At 53.2% G+C, this 21,905-nt stretch carries 17 protein-coding genes; 6 read left to right on the top strand and 11 right to left on the bottom strand.

Annotated elements, in window-relative coordinates; translation table 11 throughout:
* Positions 1-222: 222 nt before the first annotated feature.
* Together ACQ0MK_RS19600 and ACQ0MK_RS19595 are read right to left on the bottom strand one after the other, a co-directional pair.
* Positions 223-1,527: an HlyD family type I secretion periplasmic adaptor subunit gene (locus ACQ0MK_RS19600; protein ID WP_350046732.1), complete on the bottom strand. Its 1,305-nt coding sequence runs from the start codon at positions 1,525-1,527 to the stop codon at positions 223-225.
* Positions 1,527-4,058: a type I secretion system permease/ATPase gene (locus ACQ0MK_RS19595; RefSeq protein ID WP_430474045.1), complete on the bottom strand. Its 2,532-nt coding sequence runs from the start codon at positions 4,056-4,058 to the stop codon at positions 1,527-1,529. Before ACQ0MK_RS19595 ends, ACQ0MK_RS19600 begins: the two co-directional genes overlap by 1 nt.
* Positions 4,059-4,479: 421 nt before the next feature.
* Here ACQ0MK_RS19595 and ACQ0MK_RS19590 point away from each other — a divergent pair, with 421 nt between their 5' ends.
* Entirely contained in the window at positions 4,480-5,199 is a 720-nt protein-coding gene (locus ACQ0MK_RS19590; RefSeq protein WP_430474044.1) for a MarC family protein, read from the top strand.
* A 48-nt stretch (positions 5,200-5,247) separates the two neighbouring features.
* On the opposite strand, the gene ACQ0MK_RS19585 is transcribed toward ACQ0MK_RS19590, so the two are convergent.
* The 3 genes from ACQ0MK_RS19585 to ACQ0MK_RS19575 form a co-directional block, all read right to left on the bottom strand.
* Positions 5,248-6,267, bottom strand: coding sequence for an Ldh family oxidoreductase (locus ACQ0MK_RS19585; RefSeq protein WP_430474043.1), 1,020 nt, complete (start codon positions 6,265-6,267; stop codon positions 5,248-5,250).
* A gap of 67 nt (positions 6,268-6,334) precedes the next feature.
* A complete protein-coding gene (locus ACQ0MK_RS19580; protein WP_430474042.1) occupies positions 6,335-7,504 on the bottom strand; it encodes an HPP family protein in 1,170 nt (389 codons plus the stop codon).
* Positions 7,505-7,693: 189 nt separating this feature from the next.
* Positions 7,694-10,078 carry a transketolase gene (locus ACQ0MK_RS19575; RefSeq protein WP_430474041.1) on the bottom strand — a complete coding sequence of 795 codons (2,385 nt, stop codon included), beginning with the start codon at positions 10,076-10,078 and terminating at the stop codon, positions 7,694-7,696.
* A gap of 500 nt (positions 10,079-10,578) precedes the next feature.
* On the opposite strand from ACQ0MK_RS19575, the gene ACQ0MK_RS19570 reads away from it, so the two are divergent.
* A complete protein-coding gene (locus ACQ0MK_RS19570) occupies positions 10,579-11,466 on the top strand; it encodes a substrate-binding periplasmic protein (protein WP_430474040.1) in 888 nt (295 codons plus the stop codon).
* 117 nt (positions 11,467-11,583) lie between these two features.
* Here the strand turns inward: ACQ0MK_RS19570 and ACQ0MK_RS19565 are convergent, their stop codons facing one another.
* Positions 11,584-12,822, bottom strand: a complete 1,239-nt coding sequence (locus ACQ0MK_RS19565; protein ID WP_430474039.1) for a methionine gamma-lyase — start codon at positions 12,820-12,822, stop codon at positions 11,584-11,586.
* Between the two features lie 227 nt (positions 12,823-13,049).
* On the opposite strand from ACQ0MK_RS19565, the gene ACQ0MK_RS19560 reads away from it, so the two are divergent.
* Both ACQ0MK_RS19560 and ACQ0MK_RS19555 read left to right on the top strand, forming a co-directional pair.
* The gene (locus ACQ0MK_RS19560) at positions 13,050-14,669 is read left to right on the top strand and encodes a sigma 54-interacting transcriptional regulator (protein ID WP_430474038.1); all 1,620 of its coding nucleotides are present in this window, start codon (positions 13,050-13,052) and stop codon (positions 14,667-14,669) included.
* A gap of 126 nt (positions 14,670-14,795) precedes the next feature.
* Positions 14,796-15,578, top strand: coding sequence for a 3-hydroxybutyrate dehydrogenase (locus ACQ0MK_RS19555; RefSeq protein ID WP_430474037.1), 783 nt, complete (start codon positions 14,796-14,798; stop codon positions 15,576-15,578).
* A 90-nt stretch (positions 15,579-15,668) separates the two neighbouring features.
* Here the strand turns inward: ACQ0MK_RS19555 and ACQ0MK_RS19550 are convergent, their stop codons facing one another.
* The 3 genes from ACQ0MK_RS19550 to ACQ0MK_RS19540 all read right to left on the bottom strand — a co-directional run bounded on the left by ACQ0MK_RS19550 (position 15,669) and on the right by ACQ0MK_RS19540 (position 18,274).
* Complete coding sequence (locus ACQ0MK_RS19550; RefSeq protein WP_430474036.1) at positions 15,669-15,851, bottom strand: YegP family protein; 183 nt, start codon at positions 15,849-15,851, stop codon at positions 15,669-15,671.
* A gap of 163 nt (positions 15,852-16,014) precedes the next feature.
* The gene (locus ACQ0MK_RS19545) at positions 16,015-17,223 is read right to left on the bottom strand and encodes a hypothetical protein (RefSeq protein ID WP_430474035.1); all 1,209 of its coding nucleotides are present in this window, start codon (positions 17,221-17,223) and stop codon (positions 16,015-16,017) included.
* A 175-nt stretch (positions 17,224-17,398) separates the two neighbouring features.
* Positions 17,399-18,274, bottom strand: a complete 876-nt coding sequence (locus ACQ0MK_RS19540) for a LysR substrate-binding domain-containing protein (RefSeq protein WP_430474034.1) — start codon at positions 18,272-18,274, stop codon at positions 17,399-17,401.
* 121 nt (positions 18,275-18,395) lie between these two features.
* Here ACQ0MK_RS19540 and ACQ0MK_RS19535 point away from each other — a divergent pair, with 121 nt between their 5' ends.
* The gene (locus ACQ0MK_RS19535; RefSeq protein ID WP_430474033.1) at positions 18,396-19,520 is read left to right on the top strand and encodes an S-(hydroxymethyl)glutathione dehydrogenase/class III alcohol dehydrogenase; all 1,125 of its coding nucleotides are present in this window, start codon (positions 18,396-18,398) and stop codon (positions 19,518-19,520) included.
* Between the two features lie 99 nt (positions 19,521-19,619).
* A complete protein-coding gene (gene fghA, locus ACQ0MK_RS19530) occupies positions 19,620-20,477 on the top strand; it encodes an S-formylglutathione hydrolase (RefSeq protein WP_430474032.1) in 858 nt (285 codons plus the stop codon).
* Between the two features lie 91 nt (positions 20,478-20,568).
* Here fghA and ACQ0MK_RS19525 read toward each other — a convergent pair whose 3' ends face one another.
* On the bottom strand, positions 20,569-21,171 hold the full coding sequence (locus ACQ0MK_RS19525; protein ID WP_430474031.1) for an energy-coupling factor transporter transmembrane component T family protein: 603 nt from the start codon (positions 21,169-21,171) through the stop codon (positions 20,569-20,571).
* A complete protein-coding gene (locus ACQ0MK_RS19520; RefSeq protein WP_430474030.1) occupies positions 21,168-21,842 on the bottom strand; it encodes an energy-coupling factor ABC transporter ATP-binding protein in 675 nt (224 codons plus the stop codon). Before ACQ0MK_RS19520 ends, ACQ0MK_RS19525 begins: the two co-directional genes overlap by 4 nt.
* Between the last annotated feature and the right edge of the window lie 63 nt (positions 21,843-21,905).

Raw genomic sequence — 21,905 nt, 5'->3', positions numbered from 1 at the left:
ATTATGATTACCTGAACTGTGTCGCTACATCCGGCACAGAATCGATTTATACAGTAGTATAGATTACTCTATTCCTGCCATCAACCACAGATAGGCGGATTACAGCGTTAGTTTAGTTTTTTTTCATGTTTTTTCGTGCTTTGGAAGGCAAAACTGAAAACTGTCAGATTCTGTCAGGTTGCACAGGCCCCCTAGCATACTCTCGACGTAACCCGTTACAGGTTACTGTTCGCGGAATGCGCGATCAAAACTGGTGGTAATCGGGGAAAACAGATAGGCAAGCACCGTTCGCGAGCCCGTCACGATCTCCATCTGGGCTGGCATGCCCGGCGACAGGATCATGCCTTCATGCTCGGCCAGACTTTCGCTATCAATCTCGACCATCGCCTGAAAATACGACCGCCCTTCCGAATCGGTCAACCGGTCCGGCGACACATCGGTCACCGTCCCCTTGACCGGGGCGAACCAACGCTGACTGAACGCCGTCACGCGGATATTTACCGGAAGTCCGGTGGCAACCACATCAATATCGTTTGGCGATACACGCGCTTCGATCACCAGACGGTCATCAATAGGCACGATCTCAAGCACCTGTGCGCCGGGCGGTATAACGCCGCCGACCGTGGTGAACTGCATATTGGTCACCGTCCCGTTGCGCGGTGCCTTGATGTCGGATCGCACCAGAATATCTTCTGCCGACCGCATCCGTTCATTCAGGTCTGAAATCTCGCTTTGGACATCGCGTAGTTCGGTATTGATCGATTGCAAATGATCGCGCATCAATTGCGACTGACTTGCCTTAACTTGCTGAATTTGCTGTTCAATTCGTGCGATATCCGCCGAAAACCGACCAATATTGCCAAGGGCTTCGACCAACCGGCTTTCAAGTTGCAACAACCGGGTCCGCCGAGCATAGCCAAGATCGACCATCGGCTTGACCATGGCGAGTTCTTCTTTGACGATCCCGACCTGTTGTTCGGCGGCGGTTTTCTGTTCGCGGGTTCCAATGATCTCGCGACGTTGTTCCTTGATCCGCTCGTCATAAAGCTGAACTTCGCCGACAAAGGCGTTGCGTCGGCTTTCAAACAGGGTGCGCTGCGAATCCGTGATCGAAAAATAACGCGGATCTTCAAGGACGGACGGGAACCTTAAATGATCTTGCTGTGCCCGTTCGGCAATCAAACGCGTCTGTGTCGCCAAGGCATTAAGATACCGGTTGTTTAACAGATCAAAGCTTGCCCGGGACCGCGTATCATCAAGGCGCACCAAGACATCGCCCGCCTTCACCCGTGCCCCGTTACGCACCAGAATATCGCGGATGATACCGCCTTCAAGATGCTGGACACTTTGTCGCCCGGAAAACGGTGCGACAACGCCGCTTGCAGTTGCCGCTGAATTCACTTCTGCCGTACCGGCCCACAAGAGAACCGAGCCAAAACCAAGGATCAGGATCACAAGTCCGATCCGCACCAGCGGCTTGACATCCGTGCTGAGTTCACGTGCCGTTGGAAGCTCAACGCCTGCCATCAAGCCCCACCCTGTCGACGTTTGGCCGATCCTTCAACAACGCGTAATTGCGGGCGCCCACGGCGCGGTTCATCGTCCGGGCGCGCCGCTGCCGGACGATCCGTCTCGCCCCGCGCGCGACGCTGTGCTGCGCGTTCGGCGGCTGCCCGTTCGGCATCTTCACGGACTTTGCGCATCCTCATCGCGGCTTCTTCGCGGGCCCGTATGATGGCTTCGCCGTCACTGATTTTGCGCGATTTAGGCGGCGCTGCGCGCACCTGTTCCCGCACCGTCTTGCGATCACTTAACGGCTGGCGTTGTTCGGCGGGTTTGGTTTCTGCCGGACGACGCGGCACAGTTGCCGCTGATGATGGTGTCGTCGCCGCTGCGGGCTTGGCTGCGACCTTGGCTTTCGGCTGAGCCGGACGTTCGTCTTTTACCGCATCACGACTTGGTGCGGTTTTTGGTGTGACCGGGCGCATGGTCATCATTGTGCCACCCGGGGTCGGCTGCGGTTTCATTTCGGATTTTGCAATGCCAGCCGCCTGCTTTGCTGCCTGCGCACGCCCTGATCCAGCGTTGTCTTCAATACCGAAATCGGCAATTTCCGGCATTTTCGGTGCCGGTGCGTCTGCTGCCGGTTTGGCTGCCGCTGGGTGCGGGGTGGTTGCACTGTTCTTTTCAACAATCGGACGCGGCGCATCGGGATTGGGCACGGCAATGCGTTTGGGCGTGATCCGCATCTGACCATCTTCAGGTTCTATCGGTTTCACCGCGGCATGGCTTGATGGTTCAGCCGGACGGGCTTCTGGCGGAAGGCCGCGCGAAATGTCTTCGGTCTGGATAACCGGTTTTCCAGGCGCCCGGTTGCCGCCTTTAACGGGAACCACCTGAATTTGGCCATCGGCAAGGGCAAGAACCGCATCTGCCCGCGCAAGGATGGAGCGTTCATGACTAACGATAAAGGTCGTAATGCCGTTCCGCCGCAGAATTTCAATCAGCTCACCAATATGACCAACACCCGTGTCATCAAGGGCGGTTGTCGGCTCATCTAGCAGCAACAATCTTGGCCGTGAAAACAGCGCCGCTGCCAAGGCAATCAGTTGGCGCTGCCCGCCCGAAAGGTTGCGCCCACCGCGATCCACCCGCGTATCGTAGCCATCCGCCAAATCAAGAATGAATTGATGCGCACCGGCAAGTTCGGCGGCCTGAATAATATCGCGCATATCGGCAGCACCCAGACGCGCAATATTTTCCGCAATCGTGCCGGGGAACAGGAACGGATTTTGTGCCAGATAGCCGATTTGTGTCCCGATATCAGCGCGGTCGACTTTTGATGCTTCGACATCATCAAGTTTGACCGACCCGGAACCGGGCACCCAGATCCCCATGATCAGCTTCAAAAGGGCTGTCTTCCCAACCCCGTTAAACCCGGCAATCGAGATAATCTGCCCCGGCCCGGCCTTAAACGAGAAACCCTTGAACAAAACATTGCGGCTGTTAGGCGGTGCAAACACCAACCGATCCACCGTCACCGCCATGCCACGCCCACGCGGTAAGGGGGCGGGAACCGATTGGCGTTTATCGAGCAAAATCTTGTTCAAACGTTCAAACGAACTGCGTGCTGAATTCCAGCTACGCCATGCATTAACCGCCCCGTCAAAGGGTGCCAAGCCGCGCATACCAAGGATCATGGACGCAACCATGATGCCGATTGTGATGCTTTCGGACAAAACCAGATAGGCCCCAACACCGATAAAGCAAACCTGCATGGCAAGCCGGATGAAATGCGACAAAGTGGTCGATGTCCCGACCCGGCGACTGGCTTGTCCTTCCCAATAGAGCGAATCGGATTGATCGGCCTGCCAGCGCTGACGGGCCGACTGGGTCATGCCCATGGCCTCCATCGCCTCGGCATTGCGGACATAGGTTTCTTCCTGCGCGATGCCGCGATTCTGGCTTTCTTCCGACCGGTCGACTGAAATCTTGGATGCGGCCTCATTGACGACTGCAATAATGATCAGCAACACCGCCCCGCCACAGGCGACAAGGCCAAGACGGGTATCAAAGATAAACACAACCCCGATATAGACCGGCGCCCACATGAAATCGATCAGGGCAAAGGGACCGCTTCCGGTCAAAAAGCCACGCAATCCATAAAGATCACGCAAAGGCCGCTGGCGCATCTGGGCACCGCGAGCGGATTGCTGCACGACATGGGCGAACAAATCCCCGCCAAGTCGCAGATCAAGTGCGGTTCCAACCCGGATCAAGACCCGCGATCTCAGCTGTTCCATCGAGGCAATGAAAACAAGAACAAGGCCGATACCAAGGGTTAAAAGCGCAAGCGTATCAACGCTTCGGCTTGAAAGCACACGGTCGAAAACCTGCATGGAATAAATCGGGATCACCATGTTGAGCAGGTTGATCACCATCGAGAATCCGCCCACGAGCGCAATCGACCGCCAGAACAACCGTTCCAGCGGGGTACGATCCCCCTCACGTCCCGCATCCGATCTGCGGGTTGGCCGGATTTTATCCAACAGGCCCATTCAATCCTTCCGCTTCAAGCACAACAACCGTTCAAGCACCGCCCAACACCTTATATCGGGCTTTCTATCACGCATGGCAATCGCCCCGCGCAACAGTGCTACGACGGGCAACCTAGCCAATGGCATACTGTCACTATTCTAGTGGAATATATAAGGATGTATTAAAATTTCGCCGCAAAGCCCTTTATTTCATTGCTTTATCATCACATTGAAACACGCAATCCGGGCAAAGTTTCGACCACATCCCCTATACCGACATGATCAAATTCACCAACTTGGCGCGCAATAATCCTCTGGAACCCTATTTGGCAAAAGAACTGCCAATATAATCATTTACCTGCCAGAATAACGAAGATACATGCCTTTCGCATTTAGGCAGCGCCCTAACCAACCCAAACACAGTCGTAATCAGGGAAAACCGATGCCAAGCTTTGACATGCTCAATGAACTGATCCCGGTCTTTGTCACTCTGTTCGTGATCATTGATCCCCTAGGTCTGGTTCCGGTTTTCATCGTTCTGACACAGGGCACAAGTGCCGCACACCGTCGCCGTATGGCGATCCGGGCCTGTTTGACCAGCTTCTTTATTCTGGCGGCCTTTGCCCTGATCGGCGAAGGATTGCTGGGCATCTTTGGCATTCACATGCCTGCCTTCCGCATTGCGGGGGGCACGTTGCTCTTCCTGATCGCGCTTGAAATGCTGTTTGAAAAACGCAGCCAAAAACGGAACGAGCGCGCCGAACAGCTTCATCAGGAAATGGAAGACGAAAACAAAACCGACAAACCCAAATCCAAAGCCGCCAAAGCAAAACCAAGCACCGATCACACCATCCCCGATGATCAGGCCGACGACATTTCAATCTTCCCAATGTCGATCCCGTTCCTGTCGGGTCCCGGTGCGATTGCATCGGTCATGCTGTTGATGGGTAAATTCGAAGATAATATCGCCATGCAAGCCAGCGTCATTGGCGTTGTTGCCGTCGTGATGAGCATCGCCTTTGTCTTCTTCCTGCTGTCAAACGTGGTCGCCAAACGCCTGAGCCCCACGGTCGCAACTGTATTTTCCCGCCTGCTTGGCATGATCCTAGCCGCCCTTGCAGTTCAGTTTATCATTGACGGGATTAAGCAGGCGTTTTTCTAGAGCAACTCAGGAACGAACGTTTGTCATCCGCCCCCGAGCTTCTTCAACTTAACGTTTCACGACAAGCGCAACTAATTCATCATGCAATGCCTTGGGGATTGTCACCCCGTTTTCACGGCTGCGTTCACGCGCCTCGAACCGGCGCTGGGACGGTAAGCGTGCGCCTTGTTCAATAATGCCTTCAAACAGGTCTTCGGCATGTTCAAGATGCTTTTGCGCATCCGCACCAAGGAAGGTTTCCGGGCAAAAGGCGATGATGATTTCGCCGTGATGCGGTTTGCCCGGCGCATCTTCGGATGCCGCATGAGTTTCATGGCCCAAAACATCCCCGATCAAAGGTCCGGCCAGTAAACCGATCATGGTCGAAAGGGCCGATCCCTTATGCCCGCCAAAGGTCAGCATGGCCCCTTCAAGGGCCTTGGTCGCATCCGTTGTTGGCACACCCGCCTTATCAATTGCCCAATCATCCGGGATCGGCTTACCCGCCCGGCGATGCAGTTCGATTTCGCCGCGGGCAATCATGCTGGTGGCAAAATCAAACGTATAAGGTGTTCTGCCCGGACGCGGCCATGAAAAGGCAATCGGATTGGTGCCCAAAAGCGGCTTTGTGCCCCCCGTCGGCGCAACAAAGGCATGGGTCGGGGTCATCGCCAGACCGACCAGTCCCTGCGATGAGATGGCTTCAACTTCGGGCCAAAGTGCTGAAAAGTGGAAACTGTTATTGATTGCGAGTACCGAAATTCCACATGCGCGGGATTTTTCGATCAAAAAGGGCAAGCCCATCTCGAACGACAAAAGCGAACAGGCCTTATGTGCATTCACCTTGGTAATCGCCGGGGCCTGATCAATGATTTCTGGCTCCGCATGGGTATCAAGCGCGCCATTGCGTGCAGTCTGAACACAGCCAATCAAGCGATAAAGCCCATGGGAATGGCATTCATCCGATTGGGCCGCCACAACACTGCGCGTGATCGCAGCAGCATGATCATGGCTAAACCCATTGCCTTCAAGTACGGCAAGGCTCAGTTTTCCGGCCTGTTCGACCGACAGCGTAACAAAGTCACTCATGGTCCATTCCATTTCATACAAGCAGTTTGAATTAAAAGATTATTCTAGAGTCAGAACGGAAGGCCAATCAACCCGAACCACTCTGTTGTGCCGCCAGCCCCAAACCGGCATGGGCCAGTGCTGCAATCAAATCTGTTCGCGTCACGATGCCCATGATCTTGCCGTCCTCAACTACAGGCACGGCATCACATGCCCCATCAGCCATAAGTGGTAGTAATGCAGCGATGGGCGTGTTTGTCGTCGCACGTGGCTCGGTAACCGACATGATTTCAATCGCCCGAACCGGCGCATTCCGGTCACGATCAATCAGGCGTGACATGGATGAAAGCAACCCACGGTCAAGACGCAATGCATCTTCTCTTGCGCGCCGGATCAGATGTATCTGAAAAATCACACCAATATACCATTCGCCTTTCTGCACAACAGGCAGTGACGTAAAACCATGACGGCGGAAAAGATCGGCAACCTCACCCAATGGTGTATCGGCATCCACCACCACCAGATCACGGGACATGATATGTCCTGCCGTAATTGGTCCGGTGAAATGCGATGCAACCTGTAATTCTGCCGCACCAATCAGGCGCGCAAGGTCTTCAACACCAAGATTAAGCGACTGGCTGTAGCGCTGAAGAATTGCATTGAGTTCGCCCTCATCAAGGCCAAGACGTTCAATCGCCGGACGATCCGCCGTCTGATGCGATCCTTTATCGTCAAAATGGCGAAACGGATAGGTCCGCCCCGTCACACGCGCATACGCAATGGCAACCAGAACAAGGACGGCAGTCACCACCGCTACTGGCGTCACCGCAAACCAAAATCCGATATCGGTCACAATATCGGGGTTCATTGCCACCACCATTGCCACAGCACCACCCGGCGGATGGACCGCACGTACCAAGATCATGACCGAAATGGCAAGACCAACCGCAAGCGCCACACGCAAAACCGGGTCGTCAATGACAAGGCAGACGGCTACACCGGCAAGGGCCGCAACACTGTTGCCAACAATGGCCGACCATGGCTGCGCCAACGGACTGTTTGGAATGGCAAATAGCAGCACAGATGACGCACCGAATGGCGCAATCAGATAAAGACCAGCCCCCTGCAGATCAAAGAATGACAGCAGAAAACCCGCCACGCCCAACCCGATTAAGGCGCCAATCCCGGCACGTAAAGACTCGCGCGGTGCGCCAAAAGGCATCGCCGGCCAAAATCCGCGAAAATGATTGAATTTCATAGGAACGTTTCACGGCCCCGCTCAGGATTGAACACGAGCCAATTGTTTATTTTTATAAATTGCGAATTATCCTCGTACTTTGAAACACTCACCCCGTCAATATCTGTGCAATCCCCCAAATGAAAAAGGGAAAGCAATTTGCCTTCCCCTTTCAATCTCAGATATCTGAAGGTCGATTAGAAATTCAAATCAATCCCAACGCTTGGCCGCGCGCAGGATCGCATCCGTTCCGATCTGATAATGCTCATAAAGCGCGATGCTATCCCCGCACTGACCAAAACCATTCACGCCAAGCGGTGCCACCGCATGGCCACGCACAGATCCCAGCCACGCAAGGGCGGCCGGGTGACCATCAATCACGGTGACAAGGCGCGCATCCGATGCCAATGGTGCCATCAGGTTTTCCACATGGGCCATCTGACCATCACCCTTGCCTGACAGACGTGTGCGTTCCAAATCCTGCCACTCGTTATAAAGCCGATCGGTCGATGTCACGGCAAGCAGGCCCAAGCCCGGATGGGTTTCTGAAAGCTTTTCCCATGCCGCAATTGCTTCGGGTGCCATCGCCCCGCAATAGGCAATCGCCATTTTGCAATCTTCGCCCGGCTCGCGAAGCCAATAACCGCCTGAAACGATCTCGGCCTTGGTGGCATCGGAAAGTTCACGTTCTGGCTGTGCCACCGGTTTGGTTGACAGGCGCAGATAAATCGACCCGCCATCTGATGCCTGCATATGATCGAACGACCATCCCATGATGGTTGCCAACTCATCGCCAAAGCTTGGCTCAAAGCTGGTCAGGCCGGGTTGGCCCATCCCGATCATTGGGGTTGAGATTGACTGATGCGCACCACCTTCAGGTGCAAGCGTAATGCCGCTTGGTGTTGCCACCACCATGAAACGCGCATCCTGATAGCAGGCATAATTCAATGCATCCAATCCACGGGCAATGAACGGATCATACAGCGTTCCAATCGGGAACAGACGCTGGCCAAACAGGCTGTGCGATAATCCAAGGGCGGCTAAGTTCAAAAACAGGTTGTTTTCAGCAATGCCAAGCTCAACATGCTGACCGCTTGGCGATCTGATCCATTTCTGTGCTGAGGGCACTTTGCGTTCGCGGAATTCATCGGCCAGCTCTTCGCGGCCAAACAAACCACGCTGGTTCACAAACCCGCCAAGGTTGGTGGAAACCGTCACATCGGGCGATGTGGTCACAATGCGATCAGAAAGATCGCTGTTTTTCATCTTCGCCAATTCATTGAGGATTTTACCAAACACTTCCTGCGTGCTTGATGTATCCACCCGTGAATATGGCATTTCCGGAATGGTAATGACCTCGGACATTTTATGGCGTGGGGCGCTGTCATTAAACGGTGCATTTTTGATGTAATCACGAACCTTGTTAGCGCTAACATCAAGCCCCGCTGCCAGTTCCCACTCATCACCATCTTCAATACGGTTCTGCTTTTTAAATGCATCCATCTGCGGAACATTCATAAGGCCCGCATGGTTATCTTTGTGCCCCTGAAGCGGGGTGCCATACCCCTTAACCGTATAAGCAATAAAGATGGTCGGCTTATCATTCGGGACGGCATCAAACGCGCTTAAGACGGCTTCCATGCAATGACCGCCAAGATTGGTCATTAACTCATGCAAGGCATCGTCGTCATAATCCCCCAACAAATTCGCGAGTGCATTATCCCCGGCTATGTCGGATGTAATTTGCGCCCGCCATGCCGCACCGCCCTGAAACGTCAGTGCGGAATAAATGTCGTTTGGCACGTCATTAAGCCATTTCTTCAATGACTTGCCACCCGGCTTGGCAAAGGCATCATGAAGTTTGCGGCCATATTTGATGGTAATCACGTTCCAGCCAACCGCACGGAAGAACCGGCCAATGACGCGGAACAGATGGGCGTCAATCATGCCATCAAGGCTTTGACGGTTGTAATCGATCACCCACCAAACATTGCGAATGTCATGCTTCCACGTATCAAGAAGCGCTTCGTAGATGTTGCCTTCATCAAGTTCGGCATCCCCGACAAGGGCAACCATGCGACCGGGCACCTCATCCCTGGGCAGCATGTCCTTATAACGAAGGTAATCCTGGGCTAAGGCAGCAAAGTTCGTCACCGCAGCACCCAGCCCGACCGACCCGGTTGAAAAGTCAACCTGATCGCCATCCTTGGTCCGCGACGGATAGGATTGCGCACCACCAAAGGATCGGAAATTTTCCAGCTTTTCTTTGGTCTGGCGACCAAACAGATAGTTGATCGCATGGAAAACCGGACTTGCATGCGGCTTGACCGCCACCCGGTCCTGTGGACGCAGGACATTGAAATAAAGCGCGGTCATAAGGGTGGTCATGGATGCACAACTGGCCTGATGGCCACCGACCTTGATGCCATCGCGTTTCGGGCGCAAATGGTTGGCGTTATGGATCGTCCAGCTTGATAGCCAGCGCACTTTCTTTTCGATCTGACCGAGCATCTCAAGATCTTCGGCCTTTACCTGACCGGTCGAGCTTGCTTCGATAATTTCGCCGATTTCCGGGGCGGCATCCTGTGCTGACATTTTTTATCGCCTTTGTGTAAGCCCGATCATGCGGGTCTTTTTCGGGCGGTGACCGCGCGCCCGCAACATTTCGGTATTGATTTACCGATTTTCAAACAGCCCCCTGAAAAAGCAAGGTCGGGCGCTCAAGTTTCACACAAGATTCGTCGATTTCAGCCAAGCCGTGGAATCTGCTGCAACGAACCAGCCCAAACGTTCGAATTTCCCGTCTGAAACATTATTTCGTGACGGCAAACCGCAAACTTAACGACAACGATTCGCGCCATTTACCGTCAACGATTAAGCCGTTCGGATACCTTCGACTTAAGGGAAAGATAACCTATTCCCGGCATCTTCACTGGCGTTACATAAATCCGATCAGTTTGCCCTATACGCACATTCTCTCGTTCACGCTGCATAGATCCGTCGGAATTCAGTTGCCCGCTTTCTTCGCCGCCCATTGGGGAAAACCGAACACTCTTTTCAAAAAGTGCTCCACGATTTGGCAGGGCATAACAACCATGCGTGCAATATCTATATTGATGTTGTGTTTTTCAAACACCGCGCAAACGCAGCCTGTCGCCGAATTTTACGAAGCCAAAATACCGATGGATGCATCCTCAGGCTTTTGTCAGGGGCTCATTACATGGGATCAACATTCGGCATATCACGTTGATCTTTTACAGCTGGCAGCAAAGCTAAGCGGCAAAGACATCGTCATCACGCCGGTTTGCATGGATTACCCGACCGAAGAACGCCGTATTTCAATGCTTCTGGCGAATGATCAGATCAACACGGTCTATTTTGGCGCATCTCAGGAACGCGAAGACAAATTGCTGGCCGCTTACGTGCCGTTGTATCTCGGCACGACCGGCCTTCGGCTTTTTATGGTGCGAAGCGAACTGCTTGGCGATTTGCAAGCTGTTCAAACGCTTGATGACCTTCGGAAATTCACGATGGGGCAAGGGCTGGGCTGGCCGGATTCTGCAATCCTGATTGAAAACGGATTTTCCGTTGCCGATGGCCGTTATAAAACCCTGCACCGGATGCTCGATGCCAGACGGTTTGATCTTTACCCACGGGCCTACTGGCAAATCATCGGGGAATGGAGTTGGATGAAAGATCAGGCACCGGGCATCGTCGTATCGCCAGATGTCGCACTTTATTATCCCCAACCAATCTATTTCTTTTTCAGCCCGCATCATCCGGAACTCCGCAATGCGGTTCAGATCGGGTTGGAACGCGCATATGCAAATGGCATGTTACTTGACCTTCTCAAATCCCATCCCGACACAGCTCCATCCTTTAACGAAATAAATCTGCGAAACATCCGGATCATTCGTGGAACAAACAGAAAATTACCTGAAAAATCTCACCAATCCATGATTTACTACGGCATTTTCGAGTGAGTCCGGTTCTTTTCTGTGAAATTGCAATAATGCCGGGACGATACTCGGAAGACGGATCAATCCACATTTAAGATTGAACCGTCTCCACGATATTTACGGCGCTTATGCCCAAAGTTCTTATTCTGCAGCAATCGCCATCTGATCACCATCCAGCGCATTTGAAAGATCACCGAGAATATCGTCGATGCTTTCAAGACCGGCAGATAGGCGGATCAAACCATCGGTGATCTGATATTCTGCACGTTCTTCGGGCGTATAGGTTGAATGGGTCATGGATGCCGGATGCTGGATCAGGGTTTCGGCATCGCCAAGACTGACCGCACGCGTGATCATGTTAAGGCCGTTCATTAGTTTGCGGCCTTCTTCGATCCCGCCTTTAAGCTCAAACGCAATCATCCCGCCAAAACGATCCATCTGTTTCTTGGCCAGATCATGCTGCGCAAAATCTCTCAGACCCGGATAGAAAACCTTGTCGACCTTCGGGTGACTGGCAAGAAAATCTGCAATTTTCTCGGCATTGTCGCAATGACGTTCCATCCGCAGCTCAAGCGTTTTAAGACCGCGCATGACAAGGTTGGCATCCTGTGCCGATAGAACCGCACCGGTCATATCCTTTAAGCCAACCAGACGCACCTGTGTCATGTCCTCTGCCGATCCAATCACGGCACCCGCCATCAGATCACCATGCCCACCCAGATATTTGGTTGCTGAATGCACTACGATATCAGCACCAAGCTCAATCGGACGCTGCAAATACGGCGTGCAATAGGTGTTATCAACCACGACCTTGGCGCCATGTTTATGGGCAATGTCGGAAATGGCTTCGATATCCACCAGACGCATATTCGGATTGGCCGGGGTTTCAAAATAAACAATTTTGGTCTTGTCCGAAATCGCCTTTTCAAGCTCCTTTGGATCGGTCAGATCAACATGGGTGTGCTTGATGCCAAACTTTTCCAGACCATGCCGGAAATAGGCGAATGTGCAGCCATAAAGCGTGCGATCAACAATGATCTCATCGCCTGGCGCAATAAAGGTCCAAAAGACCGATGTAATCGCCCCCATGCCCGATGCGGTCGCAACGGCGGCTTCGCCGCCCTCAAGAACCGCAAGGCGTTTTTCCAACAGATCAAGGGTCGGGTTGGCGATACGGGAATAGATAAAGCCCTGCTCATCACCGGCAAAGAACCGCCCACCCTGCTCTGCCGTTTCAAAGGCAAAGGTCGAAGACATATAAACCGGCTGGTTAAGCGCACCATTATGGCTTTGCGGATCATAGCCATGATGAATGGCACGGGTGGCAAAACCGGTTTTGCTGCTGTTGGTGCGGGTGGTGTTGGTGTTTTTTGCGGACATGGGGGGACTCCTGATAAGGCGGTTATTTGCCCACATCATCGCAAGGCCCGTGCCAGATGCCAAAAGGTGCAGTTTCCCGCCATTTCAGCCCAAATCAGCATCGATGAACTGTAAATAATTATTTACAGTCACTTGGCAACACAATCGCAGTACCCCGCAAAATATATGGATTTTGGGCATAAATATCCGTACACTATTTTTTACAGTGTAAACTTTTCGGTACAGTCATGCGATTTGAAATCCGCGGCGAAAACAGGCTTGGCATCACCCGTGATGTGGTCAATGTACTGACCGATCATAAGCTTGATATCCGAAGCTTCGAGGTCACCACCCATCATATCTATGCCGATATCCCGGCGGTGCGCCCGGAAAAATTTCCTCTGTTGGCCCATGCACTTAAACAAATTCCCGGCATTTCTGACATCCGCGAAATTGACCGCCTGCCAACTGAACGCCGCCGCGCGCAACTTCATGCCACACTTGCCGCCCTTGGCGATCCGGTGATTGCGGTTGATGCCAATGGTCAAATTGCCCAAGCCAATCCCGCAGCACAGACCATCGCAGGCACCCCGGAAAAGCCACTGCGTGATATGGATATCACTAGAATATTAAACGAACCATCTATTGAAGATTTACGCCAAAGCGGATTTCACATGCCCGAACATGAAGTCACACTCGGCGGGCAAACCTATATGCTTCAGGTCGAACCGATTGGCCATGTCGATGATGGATCGGACATGATCGATGATGCGCCGTGGGGCGGGGTGATGGTGTTTCACCGCGCCGCCCGACTTGGCCGGGTCATCACCGCCCTTCAGGACAGAAGCCATACCGGGTTTGACGACATTATTGGCGACAGCCGGGCGATGGTTCGGGTCAAGTCACAGGCCAGACGTCTTGCTGGCATTGACGCACCGCTTTTGATTTTGGGTGAAACCGGTACGGGCAAAGAACTGTTCGCCCGTGCCTGCCACCGCGTAAGTACTCGCGTTGATCAACCGTTTCTGGCCCTTAACTGTGCCGCCATGCCCGAAGGATTGGCCGAAAGCGAGCTATTTGGCTATGCCGCGGGCGCCTTTACCAGTGCGCGGCGCGGCGGTAAGCCGGGCCTGCTTGAACTGGCCGATGGCGGAACACTGTTTTTGGACGAGATTGGTGAACTGACCCCGTATTTACAGGCCAAACTTCTGCGCGTTTTACAAGATGGCCGGTTCCGCCGGGTTGGTGGCACGGACGAAATTGCCGTTGATGTCCGCATCATCAGCGCGACCAACCGCGATCTGGAAGCGATGTCCCATGACGGCACCTTCCGCGAAGATCTTTATTTCCGTATCAACGTGCTTGGCATCACCTTGCCTGCGCTTCGCGACCGGGTCGAAGACATCAACGATCTTGCGCAATTCTTCATTGCCCGCACCGCCCAGCAAACCGAACGCGCATCGCCCATCCTTGCCCGTGACGGATTGGCTTGGCTTCAAAACCATGACTGGCCCGGCAACGTTCGGGAGCTTGAAAATACCCTGTTTCGCGCGGTCGCCCTGCTTGATGGCGATGTTTTAAGCGCCCATGACCTCAATGACGCTGCAACCGGGACTGCGTCCAGAATTGAGCGGACCGACAATGCACCTGCCCATCCCGACGCAGCACACCAAGCCCCACACAGCAGCGATGTGATTGCCGATGCCCTGTCACAACCGGATTTCAATGCCGGGCTGGACATGCTGGAGCGCGAAATGCTTCTGCGCCTCTATCCCGATTATCCAAGCTCACGCAAACTGGCCGACCGGCTGGGCGTTTCGCACACATCAATCGCCAACAAGCTGCGCAAACATGGCATCGGGCAATAGGGGAAACTGCCCCATTCCGACAATCATCTGCACCCCTTTTGCCAGTTTGGTTGCGCTTTACACTGCACTGCGGCATGATCAGCCTAAATCATAAGGCGTAAACCGCCTCCAACAGGGAGAAGACAGATGCTGACAGGAAAACGCGCACTTGTAACCGGCTCAACCAGCGGGATCGGCCTTGCCATGGCCCGTGCGCTTGCCGGTGCCGGGGCGGATGTGATGCTCAATGGTTTTGGCGATACTGATTTGATCGAGGCCACCCGAAGCGCCCTTGAAACCGATTACGGTGTGACTGCACATTACAATGGTGCCGACCTGTCCAAACCTGATCAGATCGAAGCCATGATGCAAGACGCTGATGCCAAATTTGGCGGCGTCGATATTCTGATCAACAATGCCGGCATCCAATACACCGCCAATGTCGAAGACTTCCCACCGGAAAAATGGGACGCGGTGATTGCGATCAACCTTTCATCGGTCTTCCATACTACCCGCCTTGCCGTGCCTTATATGCGCAAACAAAACTGGGGCCGCATCATCAACACCGCCTCGGCCCATGGCCTTGTCGCATCGGTGCAAAAGGCCGCCTATGTTGCCGCCAAACATGGCGTGATTGGCCTGACCAAGGTAACCGCCCTTGAAACCGCCGAAACCGGCATCACCGCCAATGCGATTTGTCCAGGCTGGGTGCGCACCGAACTGGTCGAACGCCAGATCGAAGCGCGCGCCAAAGAAGGCGGCATTTCGATTGAAGAAGCGGCGACCAACCTTGTCTCGGACAAACACCCATCCAAACAGTTCGTCACCCCCGAACAAATCGGCCAGACCGCCTTGTTCCTGTGCTCGGACGCCGCATCGCAAATGACCGGAACCCATATGTCGGTCGATGGCGGCTGGACCGCGCAGTAAGCGCAAAGGCCCCAACACATTCGCAGAAAACAAAGAAGCCCCTTTGGCCTAAATGCCAGAGGGGCTTTTTCTAATTTGCATCATCACGCCTTAGCTTAGATCGCAATCACATGCTGGGCGCTTGGCATTGGCGATACAATCGGATTTGTTCGAATAGCCCTGTGTCGAGGCCCCGACAATCTCGCCATTATTGGCTGTGCGCCGCCACCGCCAGCCATCCTTTGCCTCGTAAATCTCCCAAAGATCGCCGAGGGAATCCTTACAAGTAATCATCTGTCACCTCCTGCAATACTTGCAACTGCTGCACCTACTATTACCGACAATTTGACGTGGGCACCGGCTATCTGTGACGAATTTGGAACATCATAATAAGCACGGAAGCCTCCAAACCATGGCTTGCAACGGCAATAAGCAGATCAAAAAACACGACGTGATCTTAATGGTAAGCACTCAGCATCGCTGCAACCAGCTTTTCAATCTGATTTAGTTCTTCATGATCTGTGAGCGATGCAAAGCTTTTACAGACTGTGGTCGAAGCACCATCCCATGGCTCAGCACTTTCGCCCGATGACGTTTTCTCTGAAACGACAAACTGATTGATCAAATTACTTTTAGCGATCGCAAGCGGATAGTTCGGCGGCCCATATTTCCCGTAATTGCGGTTATCCACCCAATTATGAAAGGCCAAACCGATATCTGGGACATATTGCTGATGATCCGCTACCAAATTACCGTCGACGAGATATTGCACCGAACCATGTGACCATTCGATGGTGTAATTATGCCAGTCATAGATGCTGTATTGGGCAGCATTAAGTGGTGTGAGACAAAAACCGGCTTCGTCCTTCTCCACGCCGCCACGTACAGTCATCATCCATGTCTGATTGTCGAAACCATGACCACCCTGTTTCTCTGTGGTGATCTCCATGAACCATGCAAACTGCAAGACCAACGGGTTCATTGTAGTGTTCCAATATCCCCACCCGCGACTACCGCCACCTTCACCTTCAGCACGGATATTGGCAACGATGCGGCTTGAGACGGTTTCGTCTGCCAAGTAGATGTTATTGAACCCCAGATCCCGATACCATTTCCATGGCGCTTCATTGTCACCCAGGAGAGCAAGATAGTTATGGGCGATATTTGCCTTGGTCGTTGTATTCCATGCATCTTTGGCAAAGGGCGCCGGAGTAAATTCTCCATCGATTTCGCGGTAAGGATATGGTCGGTCGCAATATTTCTTCATGTTTGCATGCAACTCGGTTGATGGAACCAACGAGATTGATTGCACCAACGGATTAACTGGATCAAGCAAACGGTCATAGGGCTGTTTATTTGGATGCCCCGGCCCCTTGCGCACACATGAATTATTGTACATTTCGGCATTTATGTAGGGTGGCTTGCCATCACTGGGCATGACATATACTGGCGCGGCTAGCTTGACGCACGGTGCATCGGAAAAGCACCCTTGTAAGGCAGGGTCCGCTTTGCCGGGCGTGTCCGTGTAATTAAAAACATGCGTCCCAACAGCATCTTCGCGCCAGAACCAAGTATTGAACTTCGGGCTTAACGGGGCTGTCGTGGCATAGCTGTAATTGTCTTCGTAGACCGGTGTCCACGTCTTACATCCAGCCAAACTGCTCATCGCAATGGCGACACCACCAACAACACAAAATGTGCGAAACCTCATACCAACATCCTCCCTGGATTGGTTTAAGGCCGAACCATATGCTCAACCCTTCAACTGTGAATCTTCACACCTTTTACGTTCAAATGAAAGATATTTATTCTCGCTATAGGATGGTATATGGCGAAAATCCCTACCCCAAATACCGCCCCAAATGCTCCACCAGCATCCTGATTTTCGGGCTAAGATGACGGTTAGTGGGGTAAATCGCCCAGATGCCTTCATCAGATGGCTGGTATTTGGTCAGGACCGGGATCAGATCACCGCTGGCGATCCATGGCGCGACGTAATAATCAGGCAATTGCACAATCCCGATGCCTTTGCGTGCCGCATCAAGCAATGCCTGCCCGCTATTGGCATGGATGGAGCCATGAATGCGCACGGTGCGTTCGCGGCCATCTTCTTCGAACCGCCAATAATCAAGCGTCCCGACAAGGCAATTATGATGCGAAAGTTCGGACAGTGAATGCGGCTCCCCGCGTTTGGCGATATATTTTGGCGCGGCACAGGCATAAAGGCGGCGGGTGGAAAGCTGTTGGGTCATCAGGCTTCCGGTCGTGCTGTCAAGCCGGCCCAAACGGATCGCCATATCATATCCTTCAAGAACCAGATCAAGCTTCTGATTGGAAAAGCGACATTGCACTTCTAATTCGGGATAGCGGGTGACGAAATCATTGACCAGCGGCGCAATGACCGTTTCGCCATACGTCGTCGGCGCGGTCAGTTTAAGCTTTCCACGCGGCATTTCGCTCAGGTTACCAATTGCGCGCTCCGCATCGCCCAACCCGTCCAGCAATTGTCGGCAATGCTGATAGTAAATCTGCCCGGCTTCGGTCGCACTCACCTTGCGGGTGGTGCGATAAAACAACTGCACGCCAAGCTTTTCTTCGAGTGCTGTGACCTGTCGGCTGACTTGCGCGACTGAAATGCCAAGCTGCTTGGCAGCATGGGTAAAGCTTTGGCGTTCGGATACCGCGATAAATTCACTGATCCCGTCCCACGCATTCATTACCCAATTCCAATCTGATTATTGCACAACAGTAAAAGTCATTTACCAAATTACCGGATTATCAGTTCGTACGAAACAAATATACTGACCTCATTCCATATTCATTCGCCGGAGAAGCGCCATGAGCCTTGAGACCATTACCTGTAAAGCTGCCATTGCCTGGGAAGCTGGCAAACCATTGTCGATCGAAGAGGTTCAGGTTGCCCCGCCAAAAGCCGGTGAAGTGCGCGTTAAAATCGTTGCGACCGGCGTTTGTCATACCGATGCCTTTACCCTGTCGGGCGACGATCCCGAAGGCATCTTCCCGGCGATCCTGGGCCACGAAGGCGGCGGGATTGTTGAATCGATTGGTGAAGGTGTCACCAGTGTTGCCGTGGGCGATCACGTGATCCCGCTTTACACCCCGGAATGTGGCGAGTGCAAATTCTGCAAATCTGGCAAAACCAACCTGTGCCAGAAAATCCGCGTCACACAGGGCAAGGGCCTGATGCCTGATGGCACGACCCGCTTTTCCCAAAATGGTAAGCCGGTCTTCCATTATATGGGCTGCTCGACCTTCTCGGGATATACGGTTCTGCCGGAAATCTCGCTGGCGAAAATCAACAAATCTGCCCCGCTTGAAGAAGTTTGTCTTCTTGGTTGCGGGGTCACCACCGGCATGGGGGCGGTCGTAAACGCAGCCAAGGTGCAAAAGGGTGACTCGGTCGCCGTCTTTGGCCTTGGCGGCATTGGTCTATCGGCCGTGATCGGCGCGCAGATGGCCGGTGCCGGTCGCATTGTTGCGATTGATATCAACGAGACAAAATTTGATCTGGCCAAACAGCTTGGCGCGACCGACTGCATCAACCCAAAGAATTTCGACAAGCCAATTCAGGAAGTCATTGTTGAAATGACCGATGGCGGCGTTGATTGGAGCTTTGAGTGCATTGGCAATGTCAATGTCATGCGGTCTGCTCTTGAATGCTGCCACAAAGGTTGGGGTGAGTCGGTCATTATCGGCGTTGCCGGTGCGGGTCAGGAAATCTCGACCCGTCCGTTCCAACTTGTCACCGGGCGCGTCTGGCGCGGCACGGCGTTTGGCGGGGTCAAAGGCCGCTCGCAATTGCCGGACTATGTTGAACGTTATCTTGCCGGTGAGTTCAAACTATCTGACTTCATCACCCACACCATGAAGCTCGAAGACATCAACGAGGCGTTTCACCTGATGCATGAAGGTGAAAGCATTCGTACAGTCATTCATTACTGATCAATCAAAAACAGTTTGTATAATAACGCCAATGCCGGAAATTCTCCGGTGACGAGTTCCCCCGCCCTTTCCGGCATTGGCAGATCAGAGGAACCCCAAATGGGTATTGAAAACGCTTCAAGCAACAAGGTGTTTGGCGGCTGGCAAAAGCAATACACCCACCCCTCCACGGTGCTGGGTTGTGACATGCGCTTTGCCATCTTCCTGCCACCACAGGCCAGCAACGATGCCAAGGTGCCGGTGATGTATTGGCTTTCTGGCCTGACCTGCACCGATGAAAACTTCATGCAAAAGGCCGGTGCGTTTCGCATTGCGAGCGAACTTGGTATTGCCATTGTCGCCCCGGACACCAGCCCGCGCGGCGATCATGTGCCCGATGACGAAGAAGAGGCCTATGATTTTGGCAAGGGTGCGGGTTTCTACGTCAATGCGACGCAGGAACCCTGGGCGCGCAATTACCGCATGTATGACTATGTCACCAAGGAACTGCCAAGCCTGATCAAGGATCACTTCCCGGTCAGTGACGATGCGGTGATTTCTGGTCATTCGATGGGCGGGCATGGGGCGCTCATGATTGCGCTTCGTAATCCGGGCATGTTCAAATCTGCGACCGCCTTTTCCCCCATCTGCAACCCGGTCAATTGCCCATGGGGCCAAAAGGCATTGGGCAATTATCTGGGCGATGACAAATCGGCCTGGAAAGACTGGGATAGCTCGATCCTGATGAAGGCCGCAACATCATCTGATGTTCAGACCCCGGCCCTTGTTGATCAGGGCGATGCAGATGGGTTTTTGGCCGAACAGCTTAAACCAGAAACACTGCAAGCAGCGGCCAAGGCATCACACTATCCGCTAACCGTTCGGATGCAGGATGGCTATGACCATAGCTATTACTTCATCTCAAGCTTTATCGAAGATCACATCCGCTTCCATGCCAAGCACCTTAATCTCGGCTGATTGCACCAGGATCTTCGATACACCCCGGCACGTCGCCACGTACCACTCCCCCCAATAGACGTGTCGGGGTTCTTTTTATCCCGAAGCCCGATCAATCAAGGTCAAAGCTGCGTGCGTCAATCGCATCGGCAACGTCATCGGCCATCTTAAGGGTCCGGATGATCAGCGGCACGATCATCGCAAGGATGGATTTATCAAGCCCGCGCGCACGTTGGGCATCGCGGATTTCTGATGCAACGGTTGCGATCACCGGGATAAAGCGCAGCACCATCGAAATCGCCAGACTGACCTTTTCCGGGTTCACACCAATCGGCTTTAACGGGACCATCGCGCGGTCAAGGGATGCCAGCATGTCCGATGTTTTCGTGCTCAGTGTCACAAGCGATGCGAATAAAACAATCGCCGCAACCCGCAGAACAACAAGCAATCCCGCCTGCCAATCATTGAGCCAAAACTGCACGGCAAAGAAAATCAAAAGGAACCAGATCATCGGTTTGATCTGCGCCCAGATGATGTGCGGGCCAAATCCACTGATGGGATAAAGTGCAATGACGGTCGCTAAAACAACCGCGACCACCGGCCAGTCAGGGATCAGAAACACCCCTGTCCCCAACGCCATCATCGCCAAAATCTTAATCCCGGCAGTGGCCCGATGCAGCGCTGATGCACCGTCAATATACAGCCCCGCGATCATGCCATCATCTCGCGATATTTCGCGATGACGTCGGCGGGTTTGCCATCAAGCACAAGCTTGCCCTGATCAAACACCAGAACCCGGTCATAATCGGCAATCAGATCAAGATCATGCGAAACGGTAATCACCGTCTGATCAAGATCGCGAATGGCGCGTTCAACCCGGTTGCGGTTGCGCAGATCAAGCAAGGTGGTCGGTTCATCAAGAACGACATAGCGCGGCGCCATGACCAAAACGCCCGATATCGCCAAAAGCTGTTTTTGGCCACCTGACAACAGATGACTTGGGTGGGTTTTGAATTCTGTCAGGTCATAGCGCGCAAGGATTTCATCAATACGACGATTGATCTCATCCTTTGGCAGTTTCAGCGATTTCAACCCAAAGGCCAGATCTTCTTCAACCACGGGATAGACGATCTGATTATCGGGATTTTGAAAGACAAAGCCAACATGGCGGCGCAGTTTCCGGCCATCCTTAGCAGCATCGAAATCATCGACCAAAACCCGACCGCTGGTTGCGGTTTGCAACCCGTTTAAAAGCCGAACAAACGTGCTTTTTCCCGATCCGTTGGCACCAACAATCCCGATCCGTTTTTCGGTCAGGGTAAGGTTGATATCCTCAAGTGCGCGCCGCTGATCAAATTGCACAGAGACATTTTCAAAACGGATCATGGGGTTGTTTGTCCGGGATTACATTCGGGAGCATTGATTGGGCATAGGTGGTGGTAAAAGTCG

The sequence above is a fragment of the Thalassospira lucentensis genome (assembly GCF_050516545.1).
GTDB classification, from domain to species: domain Bacteria; phylum Pseudomonadota; class Alphaproteobacteria; order Rhodospirillales; family Thalassospiraceae; genus Thalassospira; species Thalassospira lucentensis_C.
The sequence above is the reverse complement of the archived record's forward strand: the minus strand, read 5'-3'. Positions and strand labels throughout refer to the sequence as shown.

What these genes read in the sequence shown, in the direction of transcription:
- ACQ0MK_RS19600 (WP_350046732.1), bottom strand. Translation starts at nt 1,527, where the DNA reads ATGGCAGGCGTTGAGCTTCCAACGGCACGTGAACTCAGCACGGATGTC.
- ACQ0MK_RS19595 (WP_430474045.1), bottom strand. Translation starts at nt 4,058, where the DNA reads ATGGGCCTGTTGGATAAAATCCGGCCAACCCGCAGATCGGATGCGGGA.
- ACQ0MK_RS19590 (WP_430474044.1), top strand. Translation starts at nt 4,480, where the DNA reads ATGCCAAGCTTTGACATGCTCAATGAACTGATCCCGGTCTTTGTCACT.
- ACQ0MK_RS19585 (WP_430474043.1), bottom strand. Translation starts at nt 6,267, where the DNA reads ATGAGTGACTTTGTTACGCTGTCGGTCGAACAGGCCGGAAAACTGAGC.
- ACQ0MK_RS19580 (WP_430474042.1), bottom strand. Translation starts at nt 7,504, where the DNA reads ATGAAATTCAATCATTTTCGCGGATTTTGGCCGGCGATGCCTTTTGGC.
- ACQ0MK_RS19575 (WP_430474041.1), bottom strand. Translation starts at nt 10,078, where the DNA reads ATGTCAGCACAGGATGCCGCCCCGGAAATCGGCGAAATTATCGAAGCA.
- ACQ0MK_RS19570 (WP_430474040.1), top strand. Translation starts at nt 10,579, where the DNA reads ATGCGTGCAATATCTATATTGATGTTGTGTTTTTCAAACACCGCGCAA.
- ACQ0MK_RS19565 (WP_430474039.1), bottom strand. Translation starts at nt 12,822, where the DNA reads ATGTCCGCAAAAAACACCAACACCACCCGCACCAACAGCAGCAAAACC.
- ACQ0MK_RS19560 (WP_430474038.1), top strand. Translation starts at nt 13,050, where the DNA reads ATGCGATTTGAAATCCGCGGCGAAAACAGGCTTGGCATCACCCGTGAT.
- ACQ0MK_RS19555 (WP_430474037.1), top strand. Translation starts at nt 14,796, where the DNA reads ATGCTGACAGGAAAACGCGCACTTGTAACCGGCTCAACCAGCGGGATC.
- ACQ0MK_RS19550 (WP_430474036.1), bottom strand. Translation starts at nt 15,851, where the DNA reads ATGATTACTTGTAAGGATTCCCTCGGCGATCTTTGGGAGATTTACGAG.
- ACQ0MK_RS19545 (WP_430474035.1), bottom strand. Translation starts at nt 17,223, where the DNA reads ATGAGCAGTTTGGCTGGATGTAAGACGTGGACACCGGTCTACGAAGAC.
- ACQ0MK_RS19540 (WP_430474034.1), bottom strand. Translation starts at nt 18,274, where the DNA reads ATGAATGCGTGGGACGGGATCAGTGAATTTATCGCGGTATCCGAACGC.
- ACQ0MK_RS19535 (WP_430474033.1), top strand. Translation starts at nt 18,396, where the DNA reads ATGAGCCTTGAGACCATTACCTGTAAAGCTGCCATTGCCTGGGAAGCT.
- fghA (WP_430474032.1), top strand. Translation starts at nt 19,620, where the DNA reads ATGGGTATTGAAAACGCTTCAAGCAACAAGGTGTTTGGCGGCTGGCAA.
- ACQ0MK_RS19525 (WP_430474031.1), bottom strand. Translation starts at nt 21,171, where the DNA reads ATGATCGCGGGGCTGTATATTGACGGTGCATCAGCGCTGCATCGGGCC.
- ACQ0MK_RS19520 (WP_430474030.1), bottom strand. Translation starts at nt 21,842, where the DNA reads ATGATCCGTTTTGAAAATGTCTCTGTGCAATTTGATCAGCGGCGCGCA.